The following is a 22408-nucleotide window of genomic DNA, read 5'->3' on the forward strand; positions in this document are numbered from 1 at the left end:
GATCTCCCCCATCTTCCCCATCTCCCTACTCCCGCTTACCCATTACTCAGCTGCAAAACTTGCACCTCTTCTTGTGGGTAAATTAATGTTTTACCCACTGGGATAACAGCTAAAGCATTGGTTTGAGCTAAATTAATTAAATTGCCAGAACTTTGACTACCATCAGCTTGATGAAATTCGTAAACTCCATCAATTAAATGCAATTTACCCCAAAGGTAAGTTTCGCGTTTGCCATTTGAGCGCAACTCATGATGCGATCGCACTTTTAAAAACACTGGTTCCCAACCTTCAGTAATTCCTGAAAGTTTCTTGATTGCTGGTAGCACAAACCGCCAAAATGTCACCAACGCAGCAGCAGGGTTTCCTGGTAAACCAAAGTAGAGTGGGGAGTGGGGAGTGGGGAGTGGGGGAGATGAGGGAGTGGGGAGTGGGGAGTGGGGAGTGGGGAAAGTGGCGACGGTGAGGGGTTTTCCTGGCCTCATTTCCACAGAGCGAATGTAGATTTTTGCTTTTAGTGACTCTAGAATTTTATCAATATAGTCATAATCTCCTACTGAGACGCCACCAGAAGAGAGAACTATATCAGCGATCGCAACGGCGTGGGCAATAACTTTCTCCAAAGCAATTGGATCATCTTTGACTATGCCTAAAAGTATTGGTTCTGCGCCACTTTGTTTCACCAAAGCTGCTAGCGCATACTGATTAGAATCCACAATTTGCCCTGGTTGCAACGGTTGATCAACTGTCATCAACTCATCACCAGTAGAAAAAATTGCCACACACGGACGGCGGTAAACACTTAATTGTGAACATTGTGCTGCTGCCAATACGGCAATTTCTGGAGCATTTAGCTTAATTCCTGCTGGTAGTAATTGTGTTCCAGATTGATAAAAAGATGCTTTGTGTCTGACAAATTCTTGCGGTTTTGGCGCATCCAGAATAAATACACGATTTTCCTCGCGGCGTGTCTTTTCTTGCATGACTACAGTATCCGCACCTGCTGGGATCACCGCGCCTGTGAAAATCCGCGCGGCTTGTCCTGGTTGAATTGTAGACTTCGGTTGATACCCAGCCGGAATATCTTCAACAATTTCTAAAACGGCTGGGTTTACGCTGCTATGCTGTACATCTTCGTAGCGAACTGCGTAGCCATCCATTGCCGAATTATCCCAATGGGGAAAATCTAGCGGACTGGTGACAGGCACTGCCAAAATCCGACTATCTGCTACTAATAAATCGACAACTTCTGTATCACGCTGATGATCCAACGGTTGTACTAAATTTAAAATAATTGCTTGTGCATCGCTGACTGATACCATAGCGATCGCCTCCGACTTTTTTATCCCTTTGACCAATTTTAGATTTTAAATAATGGAATTGAATTTCTGCTTGAGGTTAAATCCCAATGCCTCTCTGCACTGCCTTCATCAATTAAACTGGTTCAGAAAATCGCTCATCTAGACGGCGAAACAAATACAGCCAAAGCGGTAGAGAACTATTAATCGCAATTAGGCGTATTAAATGACCAGTTGTGACAATCTCAACATTATGATTCAATGCCAGGGAAACTAAGATCATTTCTGCTGATCCTCCTGGTGCTGTGACTAAAAGACAGGTTAACCAGTCCCAAGAGGTTAATTGCATCGCAAGTATAGCAGCGATCGCTCCCGCTATTAGGGTCATTCCCACAGACATTAAGGCATAAACGACAGTCCGCTTTCTAAAGTTGGGTTTGTCTCCCCAATACTCACCAATAGTAATTCCCAGGAGCATTTGACCCAATAAGTTAATTATTGGCGGCGGATTAAAGCTAATATCACCTACAAAAGGTAGCCAATGTAGCAAAGGATTAAACCCGATACCAATTAATAATGCACCAAAGAAATCGCCAGCCGGAATTTTAAATAATATAGCTGGATAAACTACTAATCCAGTAATTACCAGTACTAACAAGAGTAATTCTAGTTGCGATGGATCGAAATTGAGCCAAGCAGCATTGATTGGGAGTGTTTGCGCATAGTAATTACCAGTTGATGTCTTAGCGATGAAAGGAATTAGAATAACTACTGAGGTGACGCGAATCGCCTGAACTAAGGCAACCAAGCTCACATTTTTATTGTAATCGGCGGCGATCGCTGCCATAATTCCAACACCACCAGGAACTGTAGCCAGCATTGCTGTTAATAAGTTGGTTTTGCTAAGGCGGGAGTAAATATAACCAATACAGCTTCCACTCAGCAGCAAAAACAAGGTAAGCAAAAGAAATATGGGAATACCAGAAGCAACACTAGCTAGATTCCCGTGAGCATTGGAAGCACCAACAGTTAAGCCTACAAGTGCCATTCCCACCTTTCTTGCAGTACGGTTAGGTTGGGGAGAATATTGATAAAAAATTCGACACCCTTGAAGAACCAATGTACCAGCAGCAATCCCGCCAAATATCCAGGCAATTCTACCAATTTGGAACTTTGCCAGGAGTAAACCCAGAGGTAATGCCAGAAGCATTTCCAAGACAAGGACAATTAATTGCTTTGTAAATAGCTGTTGTTTGCTAGCAACGGGATTTTCATGAGTGTGTTCTTCCAGGTTGGGAGCAACACTTAGGCTTTGATTCATCTATGATGGGCTTTTTTATTAATTTAACTTATGTACTTAAGCTAGGGCGATCGCATAAAACAACTAGTACAGCGCGGCGTAAATAAACCACCCATTCCAAATCAATAAAACTCTTACGCTGTATTCATTTTGACTTTTGACTTTTGACTTTTGCGTTCTGTCTTGCAGTACTAGGTCTAAATTTACCGCGTGTTGCCTGCAAACAAAAATGCCTATAGAGAGAGGATAGGGGCACAACGATCGTTGTACCCCTACAAATAATTTATATTCCTTTCTATGATTCAGCCGTTTAATCTTCGTCAAGGGCTGGGAAAGCTTCTTCAAGCTGCCACAACCTATCTTTATTTTCAACAAACCAGATACGAGTTTCTGGAGTTAATTTACTCCAAATGGCTTCAACAGGGATGTGAGGAGATGCATATTGGTACTGCTGACCAAGTGATTTGAGATTGTCAGCCACATCACGGGGAATTCCGAATTGTTCCCAGTCAACTGTGATGTTTCTTCCCGAAACTCCGGCTGTGGGGTCGAAAATCAATTGTGCTGATCTGATTAAATCAGCAAAGTGTTTCGGTTTTAGTTTGGTGATCTCCTGAATTTGGAGTGATTCGTTATGCTCTTGAGACATTATCGCCGCAGTGGTAAAGATTAGTGGTGTTTGAACTTACTGCCAGAGATTTTGATCCCAATATTTTTACTTTAGCGCAAAGCCACGAACTTGAGCATAACGCAAATAAGATTGGATATTTACTCGTGAGGGTTGTCATTAGTCATTAGTCATTAGTCATTTGTATTTCAAACGACAATATTAACGATTGCAATGTACAATTCTTTTCGCGCATCAGCTTACGAACTTTGACCAGTCCCGATTTTAGTGACCAAAAAGAAAAAAGTACAGAGCAACTAAATTTATTTATGGGATTCTTATTTTTGACTTTTGACTTTTGACTTTTGACTTCCCTGTTCGCGCAGCGTCCCGTAGGAAAGGGGCTGACGAGTGTAGGAACGCTCAAAGTGAGTTTTGAGTGTTTGAGTCATAGCGGATATTACAACTGCTGCAATAGAAAGCGATATTGCTGCAATTCTAATTGTAGAATCATCTGCAAGTATCGCTACAGCAGCTAGAGCGATCGCTACCCCTATACAACTTTGCTTAACCCTATTTGTAACTTGATAAGCTCGATTGCAGGAATGACAAATAAGTGTATGGCGCGAGAATCTGTCTAACAAAATTGGCTTTGGATTCAACTCCCCATTTTCAACATTTTTCGATGTAGAATAGCCTTGATAAAAAGGTAAAGATGACCCAAATTTATCTAGCCACTTGCGGTACTCAACTACTAATGTGTCAGATGTTTTTAAAGGCAAGTATAGTTCTTTAAGACTTGTTTTTAAGCGCTCAATTTCTGACTGTTGTCCCGCAATGAGAGGTAAATCCTGCTCTAATATTTTGTTGGTATTTAAGTGATCTAGCCAGCGTGGTCTTAGCTTGACTCCCCAAGTCATGAAATTACGATAACCTCTAGCTAAAAGACGGCATCGCCCTTTACCTAAAGGAATCGAATATAAAGCTAGTCCAAATGTCCAGCCTCGGTCTTCAATATAAGCATTGTTCAGCACAAGACTTGGAGCAACAAAATCAATATATTTCCAAGCTTCATTTGATTTATTAATTCCTCGCCACCTACCTCGAATACCTTGAGCCGAACTCTCTAGGACTTCTATTTCTAGCGGTTGGGCATTTTTGCGATTACTACCTCCCCTAGTGCCATGATGACTAATAGCAACATGAGCCGGATCGGTAACGTTCTCTATTAGATATGTTTGGTCATAAGGCAGATCCAATATAAAGTCTGCACACACAAATCCTGGCTTATCTAAATCTGGCAAAATTGGGATATTTTCATCAACAGCAGTTTCTTTTTCACCAGCCCACACCCAAATCATGCCTTGACGTTCCACAACCTTAAAGGATTGCACGCAAGCATTGGCTGGAATTTTTGCATCTGCTGGTAATTGGGGAATGTGCAGACATTGACCATCACTGCCAAACTGCCAACCGTGATATAAACACTCAATTTTGCCGTCAATAATTTGTCCATCAGAAAGTTTGGCTGTACGGTGAGGACAACGATCTGTTAAACAGATAAACTGTCCATCTTTATTTTTGAATAAAACCAAAGGTTCATCGTACAAGGAAAAGCTATAAGGGCGGTTATCTGGTAAGTCTTGTACAAAGGCGACGGGATACCAGTATTGCCTCCAGTTAAATTCTTGCTTTTCCTCAAGCGTCTCAAAGGTAGAAGTTGGTGATGTTGCCTGTAGTGTCTCTGTTTCTAATGACATATTTTTCTCCAGGTTTCTATAATTTTAGACCTTTGGATAAGCAAATATTTAGTCCTAGAGATAGAACATTTCTAGGGTGAAACTTCAAAAATTAACAATAAGAAAGCAAACTGGGGTTTGAGTAAGTCAAAGCTGCTTTTGCTTACGGAAAAAACTAAAATGAGAAAGCAAACTGGAGTTTGACTAAGTAAAAGCTGCTTTGAAGTGCGGAAAATACTGAAATGAGAAAGCAAACACAGCTTTTGAGTAAGTCAAAGTTCATTTTACTTGCGGAAAACAGCAAAATGAGAAAGCAAACACAGCTTTTGAGTAAGTCAAACCTCATTTTGAGAAAGCAATTTAAGTATTTTGATAAATTAAACAGGTATTTTTATAAAGCAATAAGGCTTTTTGATAAAGTAATCGGCAAATATACTTAACGATTAAAAATCGCGCCTGTACAAATGGAGTTCTACTAAAAAACTGCTGTATGTCACTTAATTTTCAACGATTGTGCGATTTCTCTATAACCCAATACGGTTCAGTTAAGGATTATTCATGTAGGTAATTGGTCTTTGAAGACGCGATAAATCGCCGTCTCTACAAGTTTTTTGGTCTTATCTGAACTGTATTGCTCTATAACCTTCAATATAGTGATTTGTTTATAATAGAGGAATTACCTCAGTTACTCATCTTCGATTAGAACTGTAACAGCAGCGATCGCAATTAACATTTCATCATTTTTATCATTGAGTTCGGGAATCGCCCGCCCTTGAACTATCATCCCCCCAGATTCTACGGTAAGGGTTTTTTGACCAAATGGTAGTACAGCTAGTACTTCTTCTTCCCTAACTTGTTCGGGGTATGGAACTGCTACCTGAACCTCTATAATCATTTCATTGGGGTGACTTAAACCTGCAACCTCCCAAACACCAGGTAAAGCATTGTGAGCGATCGCATTTCTTACTGCCCTAGATGCTGCTACTGTTGGTTCTTGTCCATGCTGATCTATTCCCATCCCCATCTCAATAATCAACCGTTTACGTGCCATAACTACCTCTAAGAAACTTCCGACAGGAATAAAGTGCTACAAAAGAAAAAGAAACTCTACTAAGCAAATTCTGGTGGAACTATGGATGGTGAAAATCTTTTCAGTGATGGGTCAAATTCTAACCTTGCTGCATAATCATCTGTAAGTGACACTTCAAGTTCAATTATTTGCTGCTCTTTTTCATCAAAAAGCAACTGGATTTGATAATTTGTCCAGAATTGCTCACCTAGTTCATCTTCTAAATCAAAAAGCAGTTCTTCATCACCCCATATATTCGACCAAAGGACTATCTTATTAGCTCGGAAATGATTTTGACCTGATGTATCTGCAATTACAAAATATGCTTCAACATTTAAATCAAATCCCAGATCATCAACCTCTACCCCTGCTATTCTTAAGTTAACCACTATTAAGGTATCTGGATTAACGTTTACTACCTGCTCTTGGCGCTTTAATAATTCTTGAAGGACGAAATCGGGTAATAACTGGGAACTCTCCTCAAGTAAGAGTTTTTGAGTTTCTGGGGAGTAACGAGTTTTTAATTCTTGCGTGATTATATTTAAAATATCTTCACTTGCCAAATTGACAACTATCTTTTTATCTGCGAGATTAAGGAAACTTCCAAGATTCAGATCAATGTGTTTTTTAATTGGCATAGTTCTGTAAAATCCTTTTTATTTGATCAAAGAAGCTATAAATCTAGCCAAAACTTGTTAAGAATAATCAATTACTATCTTATTAATTCTAACAACATCTGCTCCAAAATATCTTCCATAATTTCCTCGTCTGCGGAGTGCATATCTGGAGGGCCAGCAAGAAATTCTTTGATAGTGATATTCTGTTCTTTAAAGTCCTTGACAAAATCCCGAATCTGAGAAATAACGTTTATTTGATTGTCTATAGTTTCTACCATAATAGCCATAGAGTCAATACCTTTCTTAGCAGCTTTACGAGAATCAGAAACCATCGTTCCTTCTGGAGTATTTTTTGCTAAACGCAGTTCCCGTTTCAAGTTTTCATATTGAGTCAGGAGAATTTGGTTTTGTTCAGAAAGAGTTCGACATTTCCGAGTTAAATCATCCTCGCTATTATTGTCAATAACTTCCCCAACTTGCTGAAGTCTCTCAATTTCTAAAAGTCTTGCCAAATCACCTTCTTGGTAGGCTTGATTGATTGATTTCATGATTTCTGTATAATATGTCTGTGTCTCGCTGTCTTTTACCTTGTCAGGGTGAAAGATTTCAGCTAATCTCAGAAATATTTCCCGAATTTTTCTCTTATCTTCTGTTCTAGCTACAGACTGAGATTCTACAGATTCTTTTGTTTGCCAATGTTCATGGCGACCTTCAGCAGTTTCGCTGGAAAAATCTGATTCGGTATCGGGATTGTCAAACAATTCCTCTAGCTCTTTATTGAATTGTTTGCGATTCGGTTTGAGACTAATGATTCCCGTCAACTGGAGGTTAAGGTAAACTGCCTCTATATTTTTGAGGGTTTGTTTACCAAACTTTCTGGTAGTGAAAATTTCATCAAATAGAGCATGAATATCTTGGTCTAACTCAGCCATTTTTTGGAAGCTGGGACTGGCTTTATGAAAGATTTCTGTTGCGAAAGTTCGCGTCTGTTCAACAAAGTTATTCAGTTCTGTCCGTTTTCTCTTAATCTGTTTGAGTAACGATTGGTGTTCTTTTTCTAAAAATTGTAAGCGGATATGTAATTGGGAAAGAGCCAGTGGAGTTTCTTTCGTTAAGTGGGATGGAGGGTTTTTTCGAGGCATAGAAGATTTATACTTTATTCTAGGTAAAACACTCTAAGGACTATTGACACCTCAATAATGATACATGAATATCTACTGAGCTTAATTTTCTTGAGACAGCTTAATACCAATTTAATGTGAAGCTGCACTAAATAAGTAACTCTCTATTCTTGGCGTTCTTGGCGTACTTGGCGGTTCGTTTAATATTCTATGCATCTTCATAGAGAATTGGTATAAGGCAGTTGTTGCTGGGGACAGGGAGCAGTGGGAGAAACGCAAAACCGAGAGGGACGGACTTGAACTTTCGTCCAAGGTAGGGAGAGGTTTATCGAACTCACGTTCAGATACCAAATTTTGGTTTCCATGTCATCTTCTATAATTAATAAAACCTGCACACCTAATTCTAGGCATGAGACTGTGACCGAATCAGGAAGTTACAAAGATACTGTAAACCTACCCAAGACTAACTTTGATATGCGGGCAAACGCCATCAAGCGTGAGCCTGAAATCCAAAAATTTTGGGAAGAAAATAAAATTTACGATCGCCTTTCCGAAAATAACCCTGGCGAATTATTTATACTGCACGATGGGCCTCCCTACGCTAATGGCTCACTCCATATTGGTCATGCCTTAAATAAAATTCTCAAAGATATTATTAATCGCTACCAACTGCTAAAAGGGCGTAAAGTTCGCTACGTCCCTGGTTGGGATTGTCACGGTTTGCCAATTGAGTTAAAAGTTTTGCAGAACATGAAGTCAGCAGAACGGCAAAACTTAACATCTTTACAACTGCGCCAAAAAGCGGAAGAATTTGCTCTAACTACGGTAAATGACCAGCGCCAAAATTTTCAACGCTACGGTATTTGGGGTGATTGGAACCACCCTTATTTAACTCTGAAGCCGGAATATGAAGCGGCTCAAATTGGCGTGTTTGGTCAGATGTTCTTAAAAGGCTACATCTATCGCGGTTTGAAGCCTGTTCACTGGAGTCCCAGTTCTAAAACTGCTTTGGCTGAAGCTGAGTTGGAATATCCAGAAGGTCACGTTTCCCGCAGTATCTATGCAGCTTTTGCAATCACAAGTTTGGCGGAAACTATAAAACCACTGTTGGCAGAATATCAGTCAGATTTGGGTGTGGCTATTTGGACAACTACACCTTGGACGATTCCGGGGAATTTGGCTGTAGCGGTGAATGCAGATTTGAATTATGCAGTGGTGGAAGTTTCCCGCCCAGCAGGGGAGGCGCAAAATAATTTCAAATACTTAATCGTTGCTGCTGATTTAGTAGAACGTTTATCTTCAACCTTGGGAGTTGAGTTAACTGTAAAAGCCACCTTCAAAGGGAATGATTTAGAACATACTACTTACCGTCATCCTTTATATGACCGGGAAAGTCCGATTGTTGTGGGCGGTGATTACATTACTACTGAGTCGGGTACTGGGCTGGTACATACTGCCCCTGGTCATGGTCAAGAAGACTACATTGTTGGTCAACGCTACGGTTTACCCATCCTTGCACCAGTGGATGACAATGGCAATTTTACCGAAGAAGCGGGAGAATTTGCTGGGTTGAATGTGCTGGGTGATGGGAATCAGGCGGTGATTGATGCACTGGCTGCGGCTGGTTCTTTATTGAAGGAAGAACCATATCCCCATAAGTATCCTTATGATTGGCGGACGAAGAAGCCGACGATTTTCCGCGCCACTGAACAATGGTTTGCTTCCGTGGAAGGATTTAGAGAAGAAGCATTAAAGGCGATCGCCACGGTAAAATGGATTCCAGCCCAAGGTGAAAATCGCATCACGCCAATGGTAGCGGAACGTTCCGATTGGTGTATCTCTCGTCAACGGAGTTGGGGTGTACCCATTCCCGTTTTCTACGATGAAGCTACGGGGGAAGTACTGCTGAATGAGGAAATTATCAACCACGTTCAAGGAATTATTGCAGAAAAAGGTTCTGATGCTTGGTGGGAACTTTCAGTGGAGGAGTTATTACCCGAATCTTATCGTCAAAATGGCAAGTCTTACCGCAGAGGTACAGACACAATGGATGTATGGTTTGATTCTGGTTCATCTTGGGCGGCTGTCGTCCAACAGCGTCCAGAGTTACGCTACCCTGCTGATATATATTTGGAAGGTTCTGACCAACATCGCGGCTGGTTCCAGTCAAGTTTGCTCACCAGTGTAGCGGTAAATGACATTGCACCTTACAAAACTGTGCTAACTCACGGCTTCGCTTTGGACGAACAAGGGCGAAAGATGAGTAAGTCAGAAGGAAATACGATCGATCCAAATACAATCATTGAAGGCGGAAAAAATCAAAAAGTAGAACCGGCTTACGGTGCAGATGTATTGCGATTATGGGTGTCATCGGTAGACTACTCCGGCGATGTCCGCATTGGTAAAAACATCATCAAACAGATGAATGATGTCAGAGGCAAAATCCGCAATACGGCGCGGTTTTTGTTGGGTAGCTTAGATGATTTTGACCCGGAAAAAGATACAGTTCCCTTTGAGGAATTGCCAGAACTTGACCGTTATATGCTGCACCGCATCACCGAAGTATTTGAGGAAGTCACTCAAGCCTTTGAAAATTTCCAATTCTTCCGCTTTTTCCAAACAGTGCAGAATTTCTGCGTGGTAGATTTATCCAACTTTTATTTAGATGTTGCCAAAGATAGGCTGTACATCAGTGCAAAAGATGCTTTCCGCCGCCGCAGTTGTCAAACGGTGCTGAAGATAGCTTTAGATAATTTAGCACGAGCGATCGCACCAGTACTATCCCACACCGCCGAAGATATCTGGCAATATCTCCCCTACAAAACACCTTACAAATCGGTATTTGAAGCTGGTTGGGTACTAGTAGAGGAAAAATGGCGTAATCCAGAGTTAGCAGAATTTTGGTCAGCACTGCGACAACTCCGCACTGATGTTAACAAGGTGTTGGAACAAGCCAGGATAGAAAAAATGATTGGTTCCTCTCTGGAAGCGAAAGCTTTGATTCATATACCTCACAAACAGTTAGGCGATGCTATCAAAGCCTTTAACCCGGTTCAGGGTAACGGGATTGACGAACTGCGATATCTATTGCTGACTTCTCAAGTGGAATTATTAGATTCTGCTGAAGGTTTGCAAGGATTAGAATATACAGCGCAGACGGAAGATTGGGGAATTGGTGTGGTGAAAGCAGACGGGGAAAAGTGCGTTGGCAAAGCCTACACGAAGTGTATTCGCTGTTGGAACTACTCTACCTACGTTGGAGAATCAGTAGAACATCCCTTAATTTGCGAACGATGCGTTGCAGCCTTAGCCGGAAAGTTCTAGTAAATATACGTAAGTTCAACAAACCTCTTTCTACCTTCAACTAAGGTTTAAATTTTTCCCTCTCTGACTCGGAGAGGGAATTTTTTGGCTAGTAAAACCTCTTAAGACTTCTTGCATAAGTCGGGAAAAGGGGAAGGGGAAAAGTTCTGTATTGTCCCCTTCCCCTAAAACCATTACCCTTTTCCCCAAGAGTGCAAAAAACACTTTTGCAAGAGGTCTTTAGTAGTCTTTTCATTCAGCTAATTAGATAGACACTAATCTGTCAAATTCAGGTTAAATCAGGTTCCAGTCACCGCCTGAAATAGATACGCGTAATACACATTATGGTTATTTGCTATGGTACGTAATTTCTACGTGTAATAGACCTTTTAGCAAAAAATTTGGGTATTCTTACTGAAAAGGACTCAGTATTTTCACTAGATTTTTCTCAACAAAAGAGGCTAATAGATGGATTATTAAGAAAACATAAAGGTATGGATTAATACGTATAACTTAGATTAAAACATCTATTAAGCCAATCAAAATTTAAGAGACACAAAGATATGTCAAATAAAGTTACTAAAGACTTGGCAGATTTTTTGGTGCAAATAGAACAGCGATCGCAGTTTCATGCAGGTTATCCATATAATCTAAGTTGTGATTATAGTGCGATCGCACATTTTTTTAAATATCTATTAAATAATGCTGGAGATCCTTATATAGAACCAGATTTTGGCCTTCATTCTCGTAAGTTTGAGCAAGAAGTGTTATCTTTTTTTGCTAACCTCTATAAAATTCCAGAAGATCAGTTTTGGGGTTATGTTACTGCTGGTGGAACTGAAGGTAATTTATATGGAATGTTCTTAGCAAGAGAAATCTACCCGAATGGCATTCTTTACTCATCACAAGACTCTCATTACTCAATTCCCAAAGCAGCTAAATTATTCCGTATCCAACATAATATTGTTAATTCGCAAATTAATGGAGAAATGGATTATAACCATTTTGAACAACTACTTAGCGACAATCGTAGTAATCCAGTCATCATAAATTTAAATATTGGAACTACTGTCAAAGGTGCAATTGATAACTTAGACAAAGTTCTAGAAATTTTAGAGCGCAATCAGATTAAAGATTATTACATTCATTGTGATGCTGCACTTTCAGGATTAATATTACCGTTTTTAGATGGCGCACCGCAAGTTAATTTTCAAAAACCCATAGATAGTATAGCAATTTCTGCTAAATTTATTGGTTCTCCGTTACCTTGTGGTGTAGTTTTAACTAAGAAAAAATGGGTAAAAAAAGTTGAAACAGCAATTGAATATATTGGTTCAACAGATACAACGATTCTGGGATCTAGAAATGGTCACACTCCTCTAATTCTCTGGTATGCAGTGCAAACAAGAGGTTATGATGGATTAGCTAGAGAAGCAAATATTTGTATTGACAATGCTCAATACCTTTTCCAACAACTTCAAATAAGAGAATATCCATGCATATTAAATAGTTTTTCCAATACCTTAGTGTTTCAAAAACCTTCTCAAATGTTAATTAAAAAGTGGCAGTTAGCAGTTTTTGAAGATTGGGCACATATTATAATTATGCAGAATATTAATCAGAAGAAAATCGATATTTTTATTAATGAACTTTTGCAAGAAGAAGGATTACTTGATAACGTCGAGGATTTCCAGCTACAGCCAGTACTACACTAATGTAGATTATGAAGTGATTTTAAAACCATACTTCTCTACGAGACGCTACGCACTTTTGCCCCTAATAGGCGCAACTAGCATTAAAATTTTTCGCCTTAAAACTTTATCCTTTTATGGATATAGTATTCTGAATTCTGACTCCTGTTTTATCTCTTTAAAAAGTTTTTATTACACAAGTTAGCAGCAAGTAATGTTTCTACTTCTGCACTTTCCATAGCTGGTAAGAAAAAGTACCCTTGTCCATAATCACATTGTAAAGCCTTCAGTTGTGCTAATTGCTCTACAGTTTCTATGCCTTCTGCTGTTACAGACATATTTAAATTATGAGCTAATGTCACAATAGCTCGAATAATTTCTAAATTTTCTCCTCGACTGCCTATATTACTGACAAAAGAACGGTCAATCTTAAGGGTTTTGATTGGTAGGCGGTGCAGATAATTCAAAGATGAATAGCCAGTACCAAAATCATCCATGTGCAACTCGACATTCATCGCTGTTAACTGGGAAAGTACGGTGGTAGCTAATTCAAAATTATCCATCAACAAGGTTTCAGTAATCTCCAGTTTCAAAGTGCATGGGTTCAGTCCAGTTTGGTCTAAAATATGTTTAACTTGTTTAAACACATCAGGTTGGGTGATTTGTTTACCAGAAAAATTAACGCTCATTGTCAAAGGTAATGAGCTAGGAAATTGTATATGCCATTTGTGCATTTGATGACAGGCTTCATAAAGCACCCATTGCCCGATACTAACAATCATTCCAGTTTCTTCTGCCAGGGGAATAAAATCTTGAGGAGAAACAAGCCCTCGTTCTGGATGATGCCAACGTATCAGTGCCTCAAATCCAATAATTTTACCAGTTGTCAGTGAAATAATTGGCTGGTAATCAAGGCAAAATTCTTCTGGTTTGAGCAGTGCATTTCGCAGAGCAGTTTCTAACTCCAAGAGTAAAGATGCACCCTCATGCATTTTTCCGTCAAAGACTTCATAGCGTGCTTTACCAAGTGATTTGGCGCAGTACATTGCTACATCGGCATCGCGGAGAATCTGCGCTGCTTGCTCATAATCTGCTCTACTTAAAGCGATGCCAATACTAGCATTAGTAAACACTCTATGCTCATTTAATTGAAATGGTAAAGCTAGCACTTTTTTAATTCGCTCGGCTACCTGTATGGCAGTGCTGATATCCTCAATTTCTTCAATTAAAATTGTGAATTCATCCCCACCGAAACGGGCAACTATGTCTCCAACTCGCAGAACTGATTTTAATCGGTGAGAAATTTCAATTAAAAGTTTATTTCCTAATAGATGTCCAAGGCTGTCATTAACAACTTTAAAACGGTCTAAGTCTAAGAAGAGTACGGCAAATAAATATTTATTTTGCTCTTGATTACGTTCTATTGCTTGCTGCACTCGCTCCAAAAATAACCGTTGATTAGGTAATCCTGTTAGCCCGTCATGAAGACTATTGTGCAGTAATTGATCTTGTGCTTGTTGACGTTTGATAATGTCTTGCTCAAGTTGTTGATTCACTCTAATAAGTTCAACGGTGCGTTCTAGAACCATCTGCTCAAGCTGATGACGATACTGAACTAATTCTTTTTCTACTAACTTACGCTTAGTGATATCACGGATAATAACAACATACTCTCGTAGCTGGGAATTAAATGGCTGTGAAATAGTCGATTCAACAATTAGTAGACCTTGGTTGATTTTTAAGGTTTGCTCACTTCTTATTGACCATTGCTCTGGTTTGCCGCAATAGCTAACTAAGAGTTGATTCAATTTTTTGCCAATTAGCTGCTGAATAGTTGTTTGAAATAATTCTTCAGCAGCAGCATTTGTCTGACAAATTTTACCGTTTTCATCTAAGACTAAAACAGTATCAGGGATGGTATCGAGAGTAGTAATAAATAGGCTCTTTGCTTGTTTGCGTGCATCATCAATAGCAACAATTTGTGGTAAGGTTGTCCAGCAAGCGATCGCAACCCCTGCAACAGAAAGTGTTACTAACAGGATAGCTAGCAAAGAATTATGAATGTTATGATAATTTTTGTCTAATAAATCGCGGATAAGCCAACTGCTAGTAGCAGTAATACAAATTAATGATACTAGGACAATTACCTGTAGTACCACAAAATCTTGGTTGTTTCTACTAGACCTAATGTTGTAATGCTGTGTCCACCATTTCAGGTCTAATGGTTCTAAATTTAAGCGACGTAGCGCTACATCTCCTATCATCAGAATAATGGGTAATAATAAACCCACTAAAAAATATCTCCAATTCCAAGCTAAACCTCCTACTATTAGAACTACTGCTTCTACACAGAAAAAACTAAGTGACCACCAAGGCCATAACACCTGCGGTTTGCCCCGACACAGCCATAATCCCAGATGTAGACCCATAATCGACACGAGATAACATGTGCCTGCTACGGTGACAAGTTGAGGTACATTTCCCAAATTTAGACAAAGCAGACTGAGTAGAAAGGTAACTAAGATAGCAGGCCCAAGGACACCTTGGGGAGAAACGAATGTAAATATAGGAGAAAGCTGATCGTCTAAAGCAAGTTGATATAATATCCGAGGAGAGTTGGAAACTGCCGTAGCAGCACTTAAAAGACAGGATATAGTAATGAGAAGTGTGACTATAAAAGAGGCAGATTCACCCCAAAAAGGCTTAGAAGCTGTTACCAGAGTTAAGAACGCATTGTCTATTGTTGGATTTGGAGCCGAACACATTAATACCCAAGAAGCACCTAAAAACACCGCAGGAATTAGCCAAGCAGCTATGGTTAAAAACTGCAAAGTTTTATATGGGTGGCGGCTATCAGCAACAAAAGAAGAAGTGGTTTCACAAGCATAAATTGAATAGCTGGCCAGAAAAAAACACTTTGCCCATTCTTCAAAACTCAGGCTATCTGTGCTAGTTAGGATAACTTTAAAACTAGTAGTTGAGAAGGCTGACCATACTACGCCTTGAAAACAAAACAAAAGTAGTAATAAAATGGCTGGCAATACAAAAAATAAATGCAGCAGTGCTAAAGCACGAGTGCCACTGAAAGCCAAAATAAAAGGAATTGCTGTAAAAAGAACTTTTAAAAAAGTCTCTGGACAAGAAATACCTAATGTTTCAAAATTGACTTTAATTAGGTCTGTGAGAATAATCGCATACAGTGCTGGTGCTGCTGCCCAGCTAAAAAAGTATCCTAATGCTACGTAACGACCTAAGCTAGGAAAGTTCTTTAGTAGCCTGGTAGTATAGTTTGGTGTTCCCCCAGCGACATCTGGCCAATGTCTACCTAGACTTTGTACTTGCAAGTTGAGTAAAAAGGAAATGATCGTGCCAAACAACCAAACTAAGATAGCTTTAGGCCCTAAGACTGCATGAATAATGGGGGCAGTACCAATCCATCCCACATGACCCGTTAAGCCAAAGCCCCAGGTTTCGAGATAACTCAGAGTTCGTGGTAAAGGCATTACCAAGCGTTGGTTCTTCTCTGCCTGTAGAGAATTTTTAGTAAGCATTGTTTCTTAGGGAGATTTACTGGCCTTTTCAGTCAATAGCCGAATATTGCTGTAGATAGCTTCAGTATAAACGCTGGACTTATCGGAAAAACTACTTAATTATTACCACTATTTATCGAGGAAGGCAGAAGGCAGAGTGCAGCCTTTGATAGGGTTATTATGGGGTCAGCCCTGCTCCCTTCCCCCTGCCTCTTCGTTGAAATCACCAGTTCTGAAGCTATAGCTATAGCTTTTGCAACAACTCCTGAGTTAACTGAAAGAACGCTTTTGAGCCACCTGATTGAGGAGCATTTAAAACAGCTGGCATAAAACTATCAACAGCCTTAGCAACATTGACATCAACTGGTATTTGTACCTTACAAATTTTTTCTACACCGAAATCTTCAACAACGCGGTGCATCACTTGTTTATAGTATCTGCCAGTGAGAAGGTTAGCGCTAGACATGCTAAATACAATTCCCAGCATTTTGATATCTATTTTGGTTTCATTTCCGTGACTGTCTTTTAATTGGGCAATGCGTCTTTCTAGTAGTTGAATACCCACTACAGATAAAGGTTCTGGTTTAGCAGGAAGTATGTAAAAATCACTTGCAGCTAAAGCGCTACGAGTCAATAAATTATATCCAGGCGCACAATCCAAGAGAATAAAATCATATTCTTGACGTACAGTTTTTAAAATATTATTGATTAAGACTCTCTCAAAGCGATTCCAAATTGTTTCAAAGTCTTGTTCACCCAAAGCAGTTGCTTGCTGATGCAGCATTTCTGAGACAACAAATTCATCATATAAGTCAATATCTCCTGGTAATAAATCCAATCCGGGAAGATTACAAACCTGGGATTGAATGATATCTTTAATTGTCAATTTTGCTTCTGGTTCTGGATTGATAACTTGATCGATCAGATACCTAAATGTCTTACTTTGTTTACGACGCTTGGCAAAATCTAAAGGTGACATCAAACTGAGTGTGGCGCTAATTTGGCTGTCTAAATCAAGGACAAGCACCCGTTTACCATGATTTTTAGCTAAACAGGTAGCTAAGTTGACAGTGAGGGTGGTTTTACCAACGCCACCTTTCATATTTGCAGTAGCAATTATATATCCCATTTGTTGAGTCCTCTGTTGACGCATTCCCATGTAGGTAGCGTATACCTGTCTCGATCTATTAAATCTTTCATTAAATTTAATATTTTCAGAATCTCAATGAAGAGGCAGAGGGCAGGGAGAAATGACCTTTTGTTCGTACCATGAGTGGATTTACGCGGTGCTGTACTAGTAAAATTGCTGTCACTTTGGTTGAAAGCTAGATACTATTAGATTCGGCGTGTTTACTGTTCGGGAGTGCCAAAATGTCTAAACAGCTGGGTCAAAAAATCGCACCTACACCTATATCAAATGATATCAATGTGGTGGATTTGATTGATCAATACTTTACCGCTTACAACTCAGCGCGGTTGCGGGAAATCTGCCAACTATTGAGTCGTGATGTGCTAACGGAAGGTGTGACAGTGGGAGTTAGCCTTTCCGGTGCGATGACGCCAGCAGGATTCGGGGTTTCAGCACTTGCACCCTTAATTCGCAACGGCTTTATTGACTGGATGATTAGCACTGGTGCAAATCTTTACCACGATATGCACTACGGTTTAGGTTTTGAACTTTTTGCTGGTAATCCGTTTTTGGATGATGTGAAACTGCGCCAGGAAGGCACTATTCGCATTTATGACATTATCTTTGGTTACGATGTGCTGCTGGAAACTGATGCGTTCATCCGCAAGATTTTGCAAGGGGAAGCGTTTCAGAAGCGGATGGGAACTGCTGAGTTTCACCATTTATTAGGTAAATATGTTCGGGAAGTAGAAAAGCAGTTGGGTGTACAACATTCGTGTTTGCTTGCTACAGCTTATGAGTATGGCGTGCCTATATATACGTCTTCTCCAGGAGATAGTTCAATTGGAATGAATGTGGCGGCTTTGGCTCTGGAAGGTTCGCAATTGGTGTTAGATCCATCAATTGACGTAAATGAAACGGCTGCGATCGCATATAATGCCCGTGAATCTGGAGGTAAAAGTGCGGCTGTAATTCTTGGTGGCGGTAGTCCCAAAAACTTTTTGCTCCAAACCCAACCGCAACTTCACGAAGTATTGGGGCTAGAAGAACGAGGACACGATTACTTTGTGCAGTTTACCGATGCGCGTCCTGATACAGGCGGTTTGTCTGGAGCAACCCCATCGGAAGCTGTCAGTTGGGGTAAGATTGACCCGGAAGAGTTACCTAACACTATTGTTTGTTATACCGATAGTACGATCGCTCTACCATTGGTGACAGCATACGTCTTGAACAAATGCGAGCCTCGTCCACTAAAGCGTGTATACGACAAGCGAGAAGCCATTTTGGATAAACTGCAAAAAGACTATCTAGCAGCCAAAACCCAATCATCGGATCAAATTCCAACAGCAGTGGCTGAAAGTGCCCAAAAGCAAACAGCGACTTATCCTTGTGGGCGGTTGATTCCGAATACTTAGGGAGTGGGGAGGCAGGGGAGGCAGGGGAGGCAGGGGAGTAGGGGGGCAGGGGGAGCAGGGGAAGCAGGGGAGGCAGGGGAGGCAGGGGAGACAAGGGGACAAGGGGACAAGAGGTGAGAACTTGAAACAAGTCTTTCCCCTTGTCCCCAATTCTCCTTGTCCCCAAGTCCTCTTACCCATGCCCAATGCCCAATGCCCCATGCCCCATGCCCCATGCCCCATGCCCAATGCCCCATGCCCAATGCCCAATACCCCATGCCCCTCATTCCTTGCGTCCAATCAACAAATAAGTGGTCATTTTCCCTTTGCCTTGAACTTCGATTTCGCCGCGCTTTTCAAATAAAAATTCATTACACAAAGATTTATAAGTATCTTCTGTAACTTGGATTTTACCAACAATACCTTGGGATTCCATGCAGTAGGCGATGTTTACTGTGTCTCCCCAGAGATTATACGTAATTTCTTTGAATTCAATTACTCTCGTAGCTACGGAACCAGTATGGATGCCGATACGGATGCTAAAGTTTTGGTTATTCTCAGTATTAAATAGAGCGATCGCAGTTTGCATCTGGAGTGCCATTTGAGCGATCGCTTGAGCATGATCCCGGCGGCGTGTGGGCAAACCACCAACTACCATATAAGCATCGCCAATGGTTTTAATCCTCTCTAAACCATGTTGTTCGGTGAGGCGATCAAAAGTTGAGAAAATCGAGTTAAGTAAGTTTAGCAGTTGAATTGCACTCATAGAAGCAGCAATTTCGGTAAAGCTGACAATATCTGCAAATAAAACTGTGACATCAGCAACGTCTTCGACAATGTTAGCTACTTCATTTAAAGGTTTAGGGATTGCTCCTGGCGAAATATTTAACAATAAACGTTCGGTTTCTTCCTGCTGATGGCGCAGCGCTTCTTCTGCTGCTAGTCGCTGGGTAATATTGCGAAAAATGCCACGAGTCGCAACTGGATAACCTTCGACAAATTTACAGTTAATATTACCTTCTAGAAAAATTGTTTGACCGCCTTTAGTAACGAATGCAGCTTTTACTTGCCCGATCTTTTCTCCTGACAGCACCCGATAAAACCTTTGCAAACAGTCTTGTTTAAACTCTGGATGTATAATATCGAAAACATTCATATTCACAATTTCAGATTCGCTATATCCCAAAGCTTCTTGCCATGCACGATTGACATATAAAAAACGACCATAAGCATTAACACATTGAATCAAATCATTAGCATTTTCAAATAAATCTCGATATCGTTCTTCACTTTCTACAAGAGCATCTTCTGCTTGTTTACGTTTGATAAACTGGGCGATTTGACTACCAATAGAACCCACCATTTGCAATAACTCTTTATCTTTTGGTTGTATATCCCGGCTAAAGAAAACCATCACTCCTAAGATTTCACTATCGTCTAAGATGGGGAAGCCAAAAGCTGCGTGTAATCCAGCCTCAGCAGCAGGTTGCGATCGCCTTTGGTCTCCATCTTCTGTGATATCTTGAATCCACAAAGGCAAACGTCTGATCCAAATTCGACCAGGTAAGCCAACACCGGGTATATATGTAGTTTGCCAGGTGATTGCTTTAAACTCTCGCACAGAAATTACTCGACTTGACCAAATTTCCACACACCTTAATACTGCATTAAGGCTATCTCCTTGTACCGAAGTGCCAATATATTGACTTGGTGCCCAAAGTTCGCCTAAATCCCATCCTAAGTTTTGACAAATCGACTGTAAAATTTTCGGAATTACCTGTTTTACAGTTTGTGATTCTGATAATAGACGAGTGATAGCATACTGGGCACTTGTCCGTTGTTCCCGTTGCTGCCGAGCAGTAATATCCCGACCAATGTAGACAATCTCTTCTAATCCTTTTATTTTTTTCGGAATTACTGAACAAGAAAAAGCAATCAACCGCTTTTCTCTAGTCTTAGTTCGGCAAACTACCTCTAAATTTTGAAGATTTTTCTGATAGAAAGAATGCTGGTGAATGGCTTTTATTAAAACTTGCTCATCATCAATTATTAATGATATTGGTTTATTGATTAATTCTTCTTCACTAAAACCAAATAATTCTTGAGCTGCACGATTTACTTTTTTTATTCTTCCTATATTATTAGTTATAAACAAAGCATCTGCCATTGCAGTAATTACTTGTTCCATGTAATTTTTGTATTAAATTCAAGAAGATAAGTTTTCAATATATAGTAATAGTAAAGTTAAATTTTTCGTTGATTAGACAATCATCATTAAATTAACAACTTAGTAATTAGAAATGACAATTAATAATTTAGTACCACTGATGATTATTTTAGTTATTCTTTCAAATTTTGAGCAATATACAAGCTTGTTTGGGTAAATTTTTTAGAACTTACTAATACTCAGTTTTATTACTGAAATTGATATTAATTGATTAATTGTGCTATTTTTTCACATCAACCCAGTGTAGTTGAGCGAAAATGACTATGAGCAACCTTTTGATTTGGTTGATCAAAATTAACTAGGTAAGCAGAAATAACATGTATTCTACCTTTTGGAGGATTGACAATTAAATGTAGTTCTGGGTGGTATTAGGAGATTATACTTAATAACGCAGTTTATAAACGATCGCTATTTTAACAAAACCACTCTTGTGCAATCCAGCGCTGAATAAAGCTGAAAGTTATATTGTTATCCATTTTAATAAAGTATAATATATTACAAAGTTTTGCTATATCAAAAAGTAAACTTTTATTAAATGAAAAATTGTACTGCGATCGCCTAAAATTTAATCTTGAGAAAGTCGGCTCCATAAAGTTAGTCAAAAGATTATTTGGCTATCGGTGGTAAAAAGTTTATTGGTAATCCTAAACAACCCACTATCTCTGTTTACCAATTAGTTGACGGTGAATACCAAAGTTACTCAATTTAGAGGCAATGGGCGCATCGTCTCGCCTACTTTCCCAGAGTTAGATTTAACCGCCGAAGAGATTTTTCAAGCTGGTGCATACCCTGCATAGTTATTTAAATAAACGCGATCGCACTTACCAACAATGCAGATTACCCAAAGTCTCCATACAGCAATTCTCGTGACTGACTTAGAACGCTCTGAACATTTTTATGGCAAAGTATTGGGATTATCCAAAATAGATCGTTCCCTAAAATACGCTGGTGCATGGTATCAAGTCGGCAACTATCAAATTCACCTGATAGTTGCACCTACTGTTCCCACCGAAAACCCAAACGAAAAATGGGGACGCAACCCTCACGTAGCTTTCTCAGTCGTTAATTTGGACGCTGCCAAACAAGACTTGCTCAATCATAATTATCCTATTCAACCCAGCGCTTCTGGTCGCCCTGCCCTATTCACCCAAGATCCTGATGGAAATATTATCGAGTTGAGTCAACAGTGAGGAGGAGTGGGGAGGTAGGGGAGGCAGGGGGAGCAGGAGCAGGGGAGACAAGGAGACAAGGAGACTTAAATCAGAACTTGCAACAAGTGTTTCCCCTTTAGGACTTACGCACACTCTACGAATTCTCGGCGCTCTTGGCGTCTTGGCGGTTCGAGAAATTAAGCTTTTTAGCAATTTTTGCGTAAGTCCTACCCTT

General features: G+C 40.0%; 15 protein-coding genes and 1 pseudogene. 5 read left to right on the forward strand and 11 right to left on the reverse strand.

The genetic code is table 11. The annotated features are described in order from the left end of the window. Positions 1-35: 35 nt before the first annotated feature. From CDC33_RS00360 to CDC33_RS38150, 8 genes are all read right to left on the reverse strand, one after another. Positions 36-1319 (reverse strand): molybdopterin molybdotransferase MoeA, encoded by a 1284-nt coding sequence (locus tag CDC33_RS00360; RefSeq protein WP_109006791.1) that lies wholly within the window; start codon positions 1317-1319, stop codon positions 36-38. A gap of 112 nt (positions 1320-1431) precedes the next feature. Continuing rightward, a complete protein-coding gene (locus tag CDC33_RS00365; protein WP_109006792.1) occupies positions 1432-2616 on the reverse strand; it encodes an AbrB family transcriptional regulator in 1185 nt (394 codons plus the stop codon). A 289-nt stretch (positions 2617-2905) separates the two neighbouring features. Next, positions 2906-3244, reverse strand: coding sequence for a hypothetical protein (locus tag CDC33_RS00370; protein WP_109006793.1), 339 nt, complete (start codon positions 3242-3244; stop codon positions 2906-2908). A 296-nt stretch (positions 3245-3540) separates the two neighbouring features. After that, positions 3541-4962: an aromatic ring-hydroxylating dioxygenase subunit alpha gene (locus tag CDC33_RS00375; RefSeq protein ID WP_109006794.1), complete on the reverse strand. Its 1422-nt coding sequence runs from the start codon at positions 4960-4962 to the stop codon at positions 3541-3543. Between the two features lie 664 nt (positions 4963-5626). Next, positions 5627-5992 (reverse strand): Lin0512 family protein, encoded by a 366-nt coding sequence (locus CDC33_RS00385; RefSeq protein WP_109006796.1) that lies wholly within the window; start codon positions 5990-5992, stop codon positions 5627-5629. Positions 5993-6051: 59 nt separating this feature from the next. Beyond that, positions 6052-6648, reverse strand: a complete 597-nt coding sequence (locus CDC33_RS40075) for a hypothetical protein (protein WP_244919091.1) — start codon at positions 6646-6648, stop codon at positions 6052-6054. 74 nt (positions 6649-6722) lie between these two features. After that, entirely contained in the window at positions 6723-7769 is a 1047-nt protein-coding gene (locus CDC33_RS00400; RefSeq protein WP_109006797.1) for a J domain-containing protein, read from the reverse strand. A gap of 197 nt (positions 7770-7966) precedes the next feature. Further along, positions 7967-8113: a hypothetical protein gene (locus tag CDC33_RS38150; RefSeq protein ID WP_181373845.1), complete on the reverse strand. Its 147-nt coding sequence runs from the start codon at positions 8111-8113 to the stop codon at positions 7967-7969. Positions 8114-8165: 52 nt separating this feature from the next. Between CDC33_RS38150 and ileS the strand changes: the two genes are divergently transcribed. Together ileS and CDC33_RS00410 are read left to right on the forward strand one after the other, a co-directional pair. Further along, positions 8166-11072 carry an isoleucine--tRNA ligase gene (ileS, locus tag CDC33_RS00405; RefSeq protein ID WP_109006798.1) on the forward strand — a complete coding sequence of 969 codons (2907 nt, stop codon included), beginning with the start codon at positions 8166-8168 and terminating at the stop codon, positions 11070-11072. Positions 11073-11614: 542 nt separating this feature from the next. Further along, positions 11615-12766 (forward strand): histidine decarboxylase, encoded by a 1152-nt coding sequence (locus CDC33_RS00410; protein WP_109006799.1) that lies wholly within the window; start codon positions 11615-11617, stop codon positions 12764-12766. A gap of 146 nt (positions 12767-12912) precedes the next feature. Here CDC33_RS00410 and CDC33_RS00415 read toward each other — a convergent pair whose 3' ends face one another. Beyond that, positions 12913-16293, reverse strand: coding sequence for an EAL domain-containing protein (locus CDC33_RS00415; protein ID WP_109006800.1), 3381 nt, complete (start codon positions 16291-16293; stop codon positions 12913-12915). A 223-nt stretch (positions 16294-16516) separates the two neighbouring features. Then, positions 16517-17401, reverse strand: coding sequence for a ParA family protein (locus CDC33_RS00420; RefSeq protein WP_109012384.1), 885 nt, complete (start codon positions 17399-17401; stop codon positions 16517-16519). A 242-nt stretch (positions 17402-17643) separates the two neighbouring features. Here CDC33_RS00420 and CDC33_RS00425 point away from each other — a divergent pair, with 242 nt between their 5' ends. Beyond that, positions 17644-18816: a homospermidine biosynthesis protein gene (locus CDC33_RS00425; protein WP_109006801.1), complete on the forward strand. Its 1173-nt coding sequence runs from the start codon at positions 17644-17646 to the stop codon at positions 18814-18816. Between the two features lie 262 nt (positions 18817-19078). On the opposite strand, the gene CDC33_RS00435 is transcribed toward CDC33_RS00425, so the two are convergent. After that, positions 19079-20983: an adenylate/guanylate cyclase domain-containing protein gene (locus CDC33_RS00435; protein ID WP_109006803.1), complete on the reverse strand. Its 1905-nt coding sequence runs from the start codon at positions 20981-20983 to the stop codon at positions 19079-19081. 643 nt (positions 20984-21626) lie between these two features. On the opposite strand from CDC33_RS00435, the pseudogene CDC33_RS00440 reads away from it, so the two are divergent. After that, positions 21627-21819: pseudogene (locus CDC33_RS00440) on the forward strand (Uma2 family endonuclease); the annotation flags it as partial. Between the two features lie 33 nt (positions 21820-21852). Further along, complete coding sequence (locus CDC33_RS00445) at positions 21853-22212, forward strand: VOC family protein (RefSeq protein ID WP_109006804.1); 360 nt, start codon at positions 21853-21855, stop codon at positions 22210-22212. Positions 22213-22408 lie beyond the last annotated feature (196 nt).

Origin of the sequence: Nostoc commune NIES-4072, assembly GCF_003113895.1 — a bacterium.
Taxonomy (GTDB): domain Bacteria; phylum Cyanobacteriota; class Cyanobacteriia; order Cyanobacteriales; family Nostocaceae; genus Nostoc; species Nostoc commune.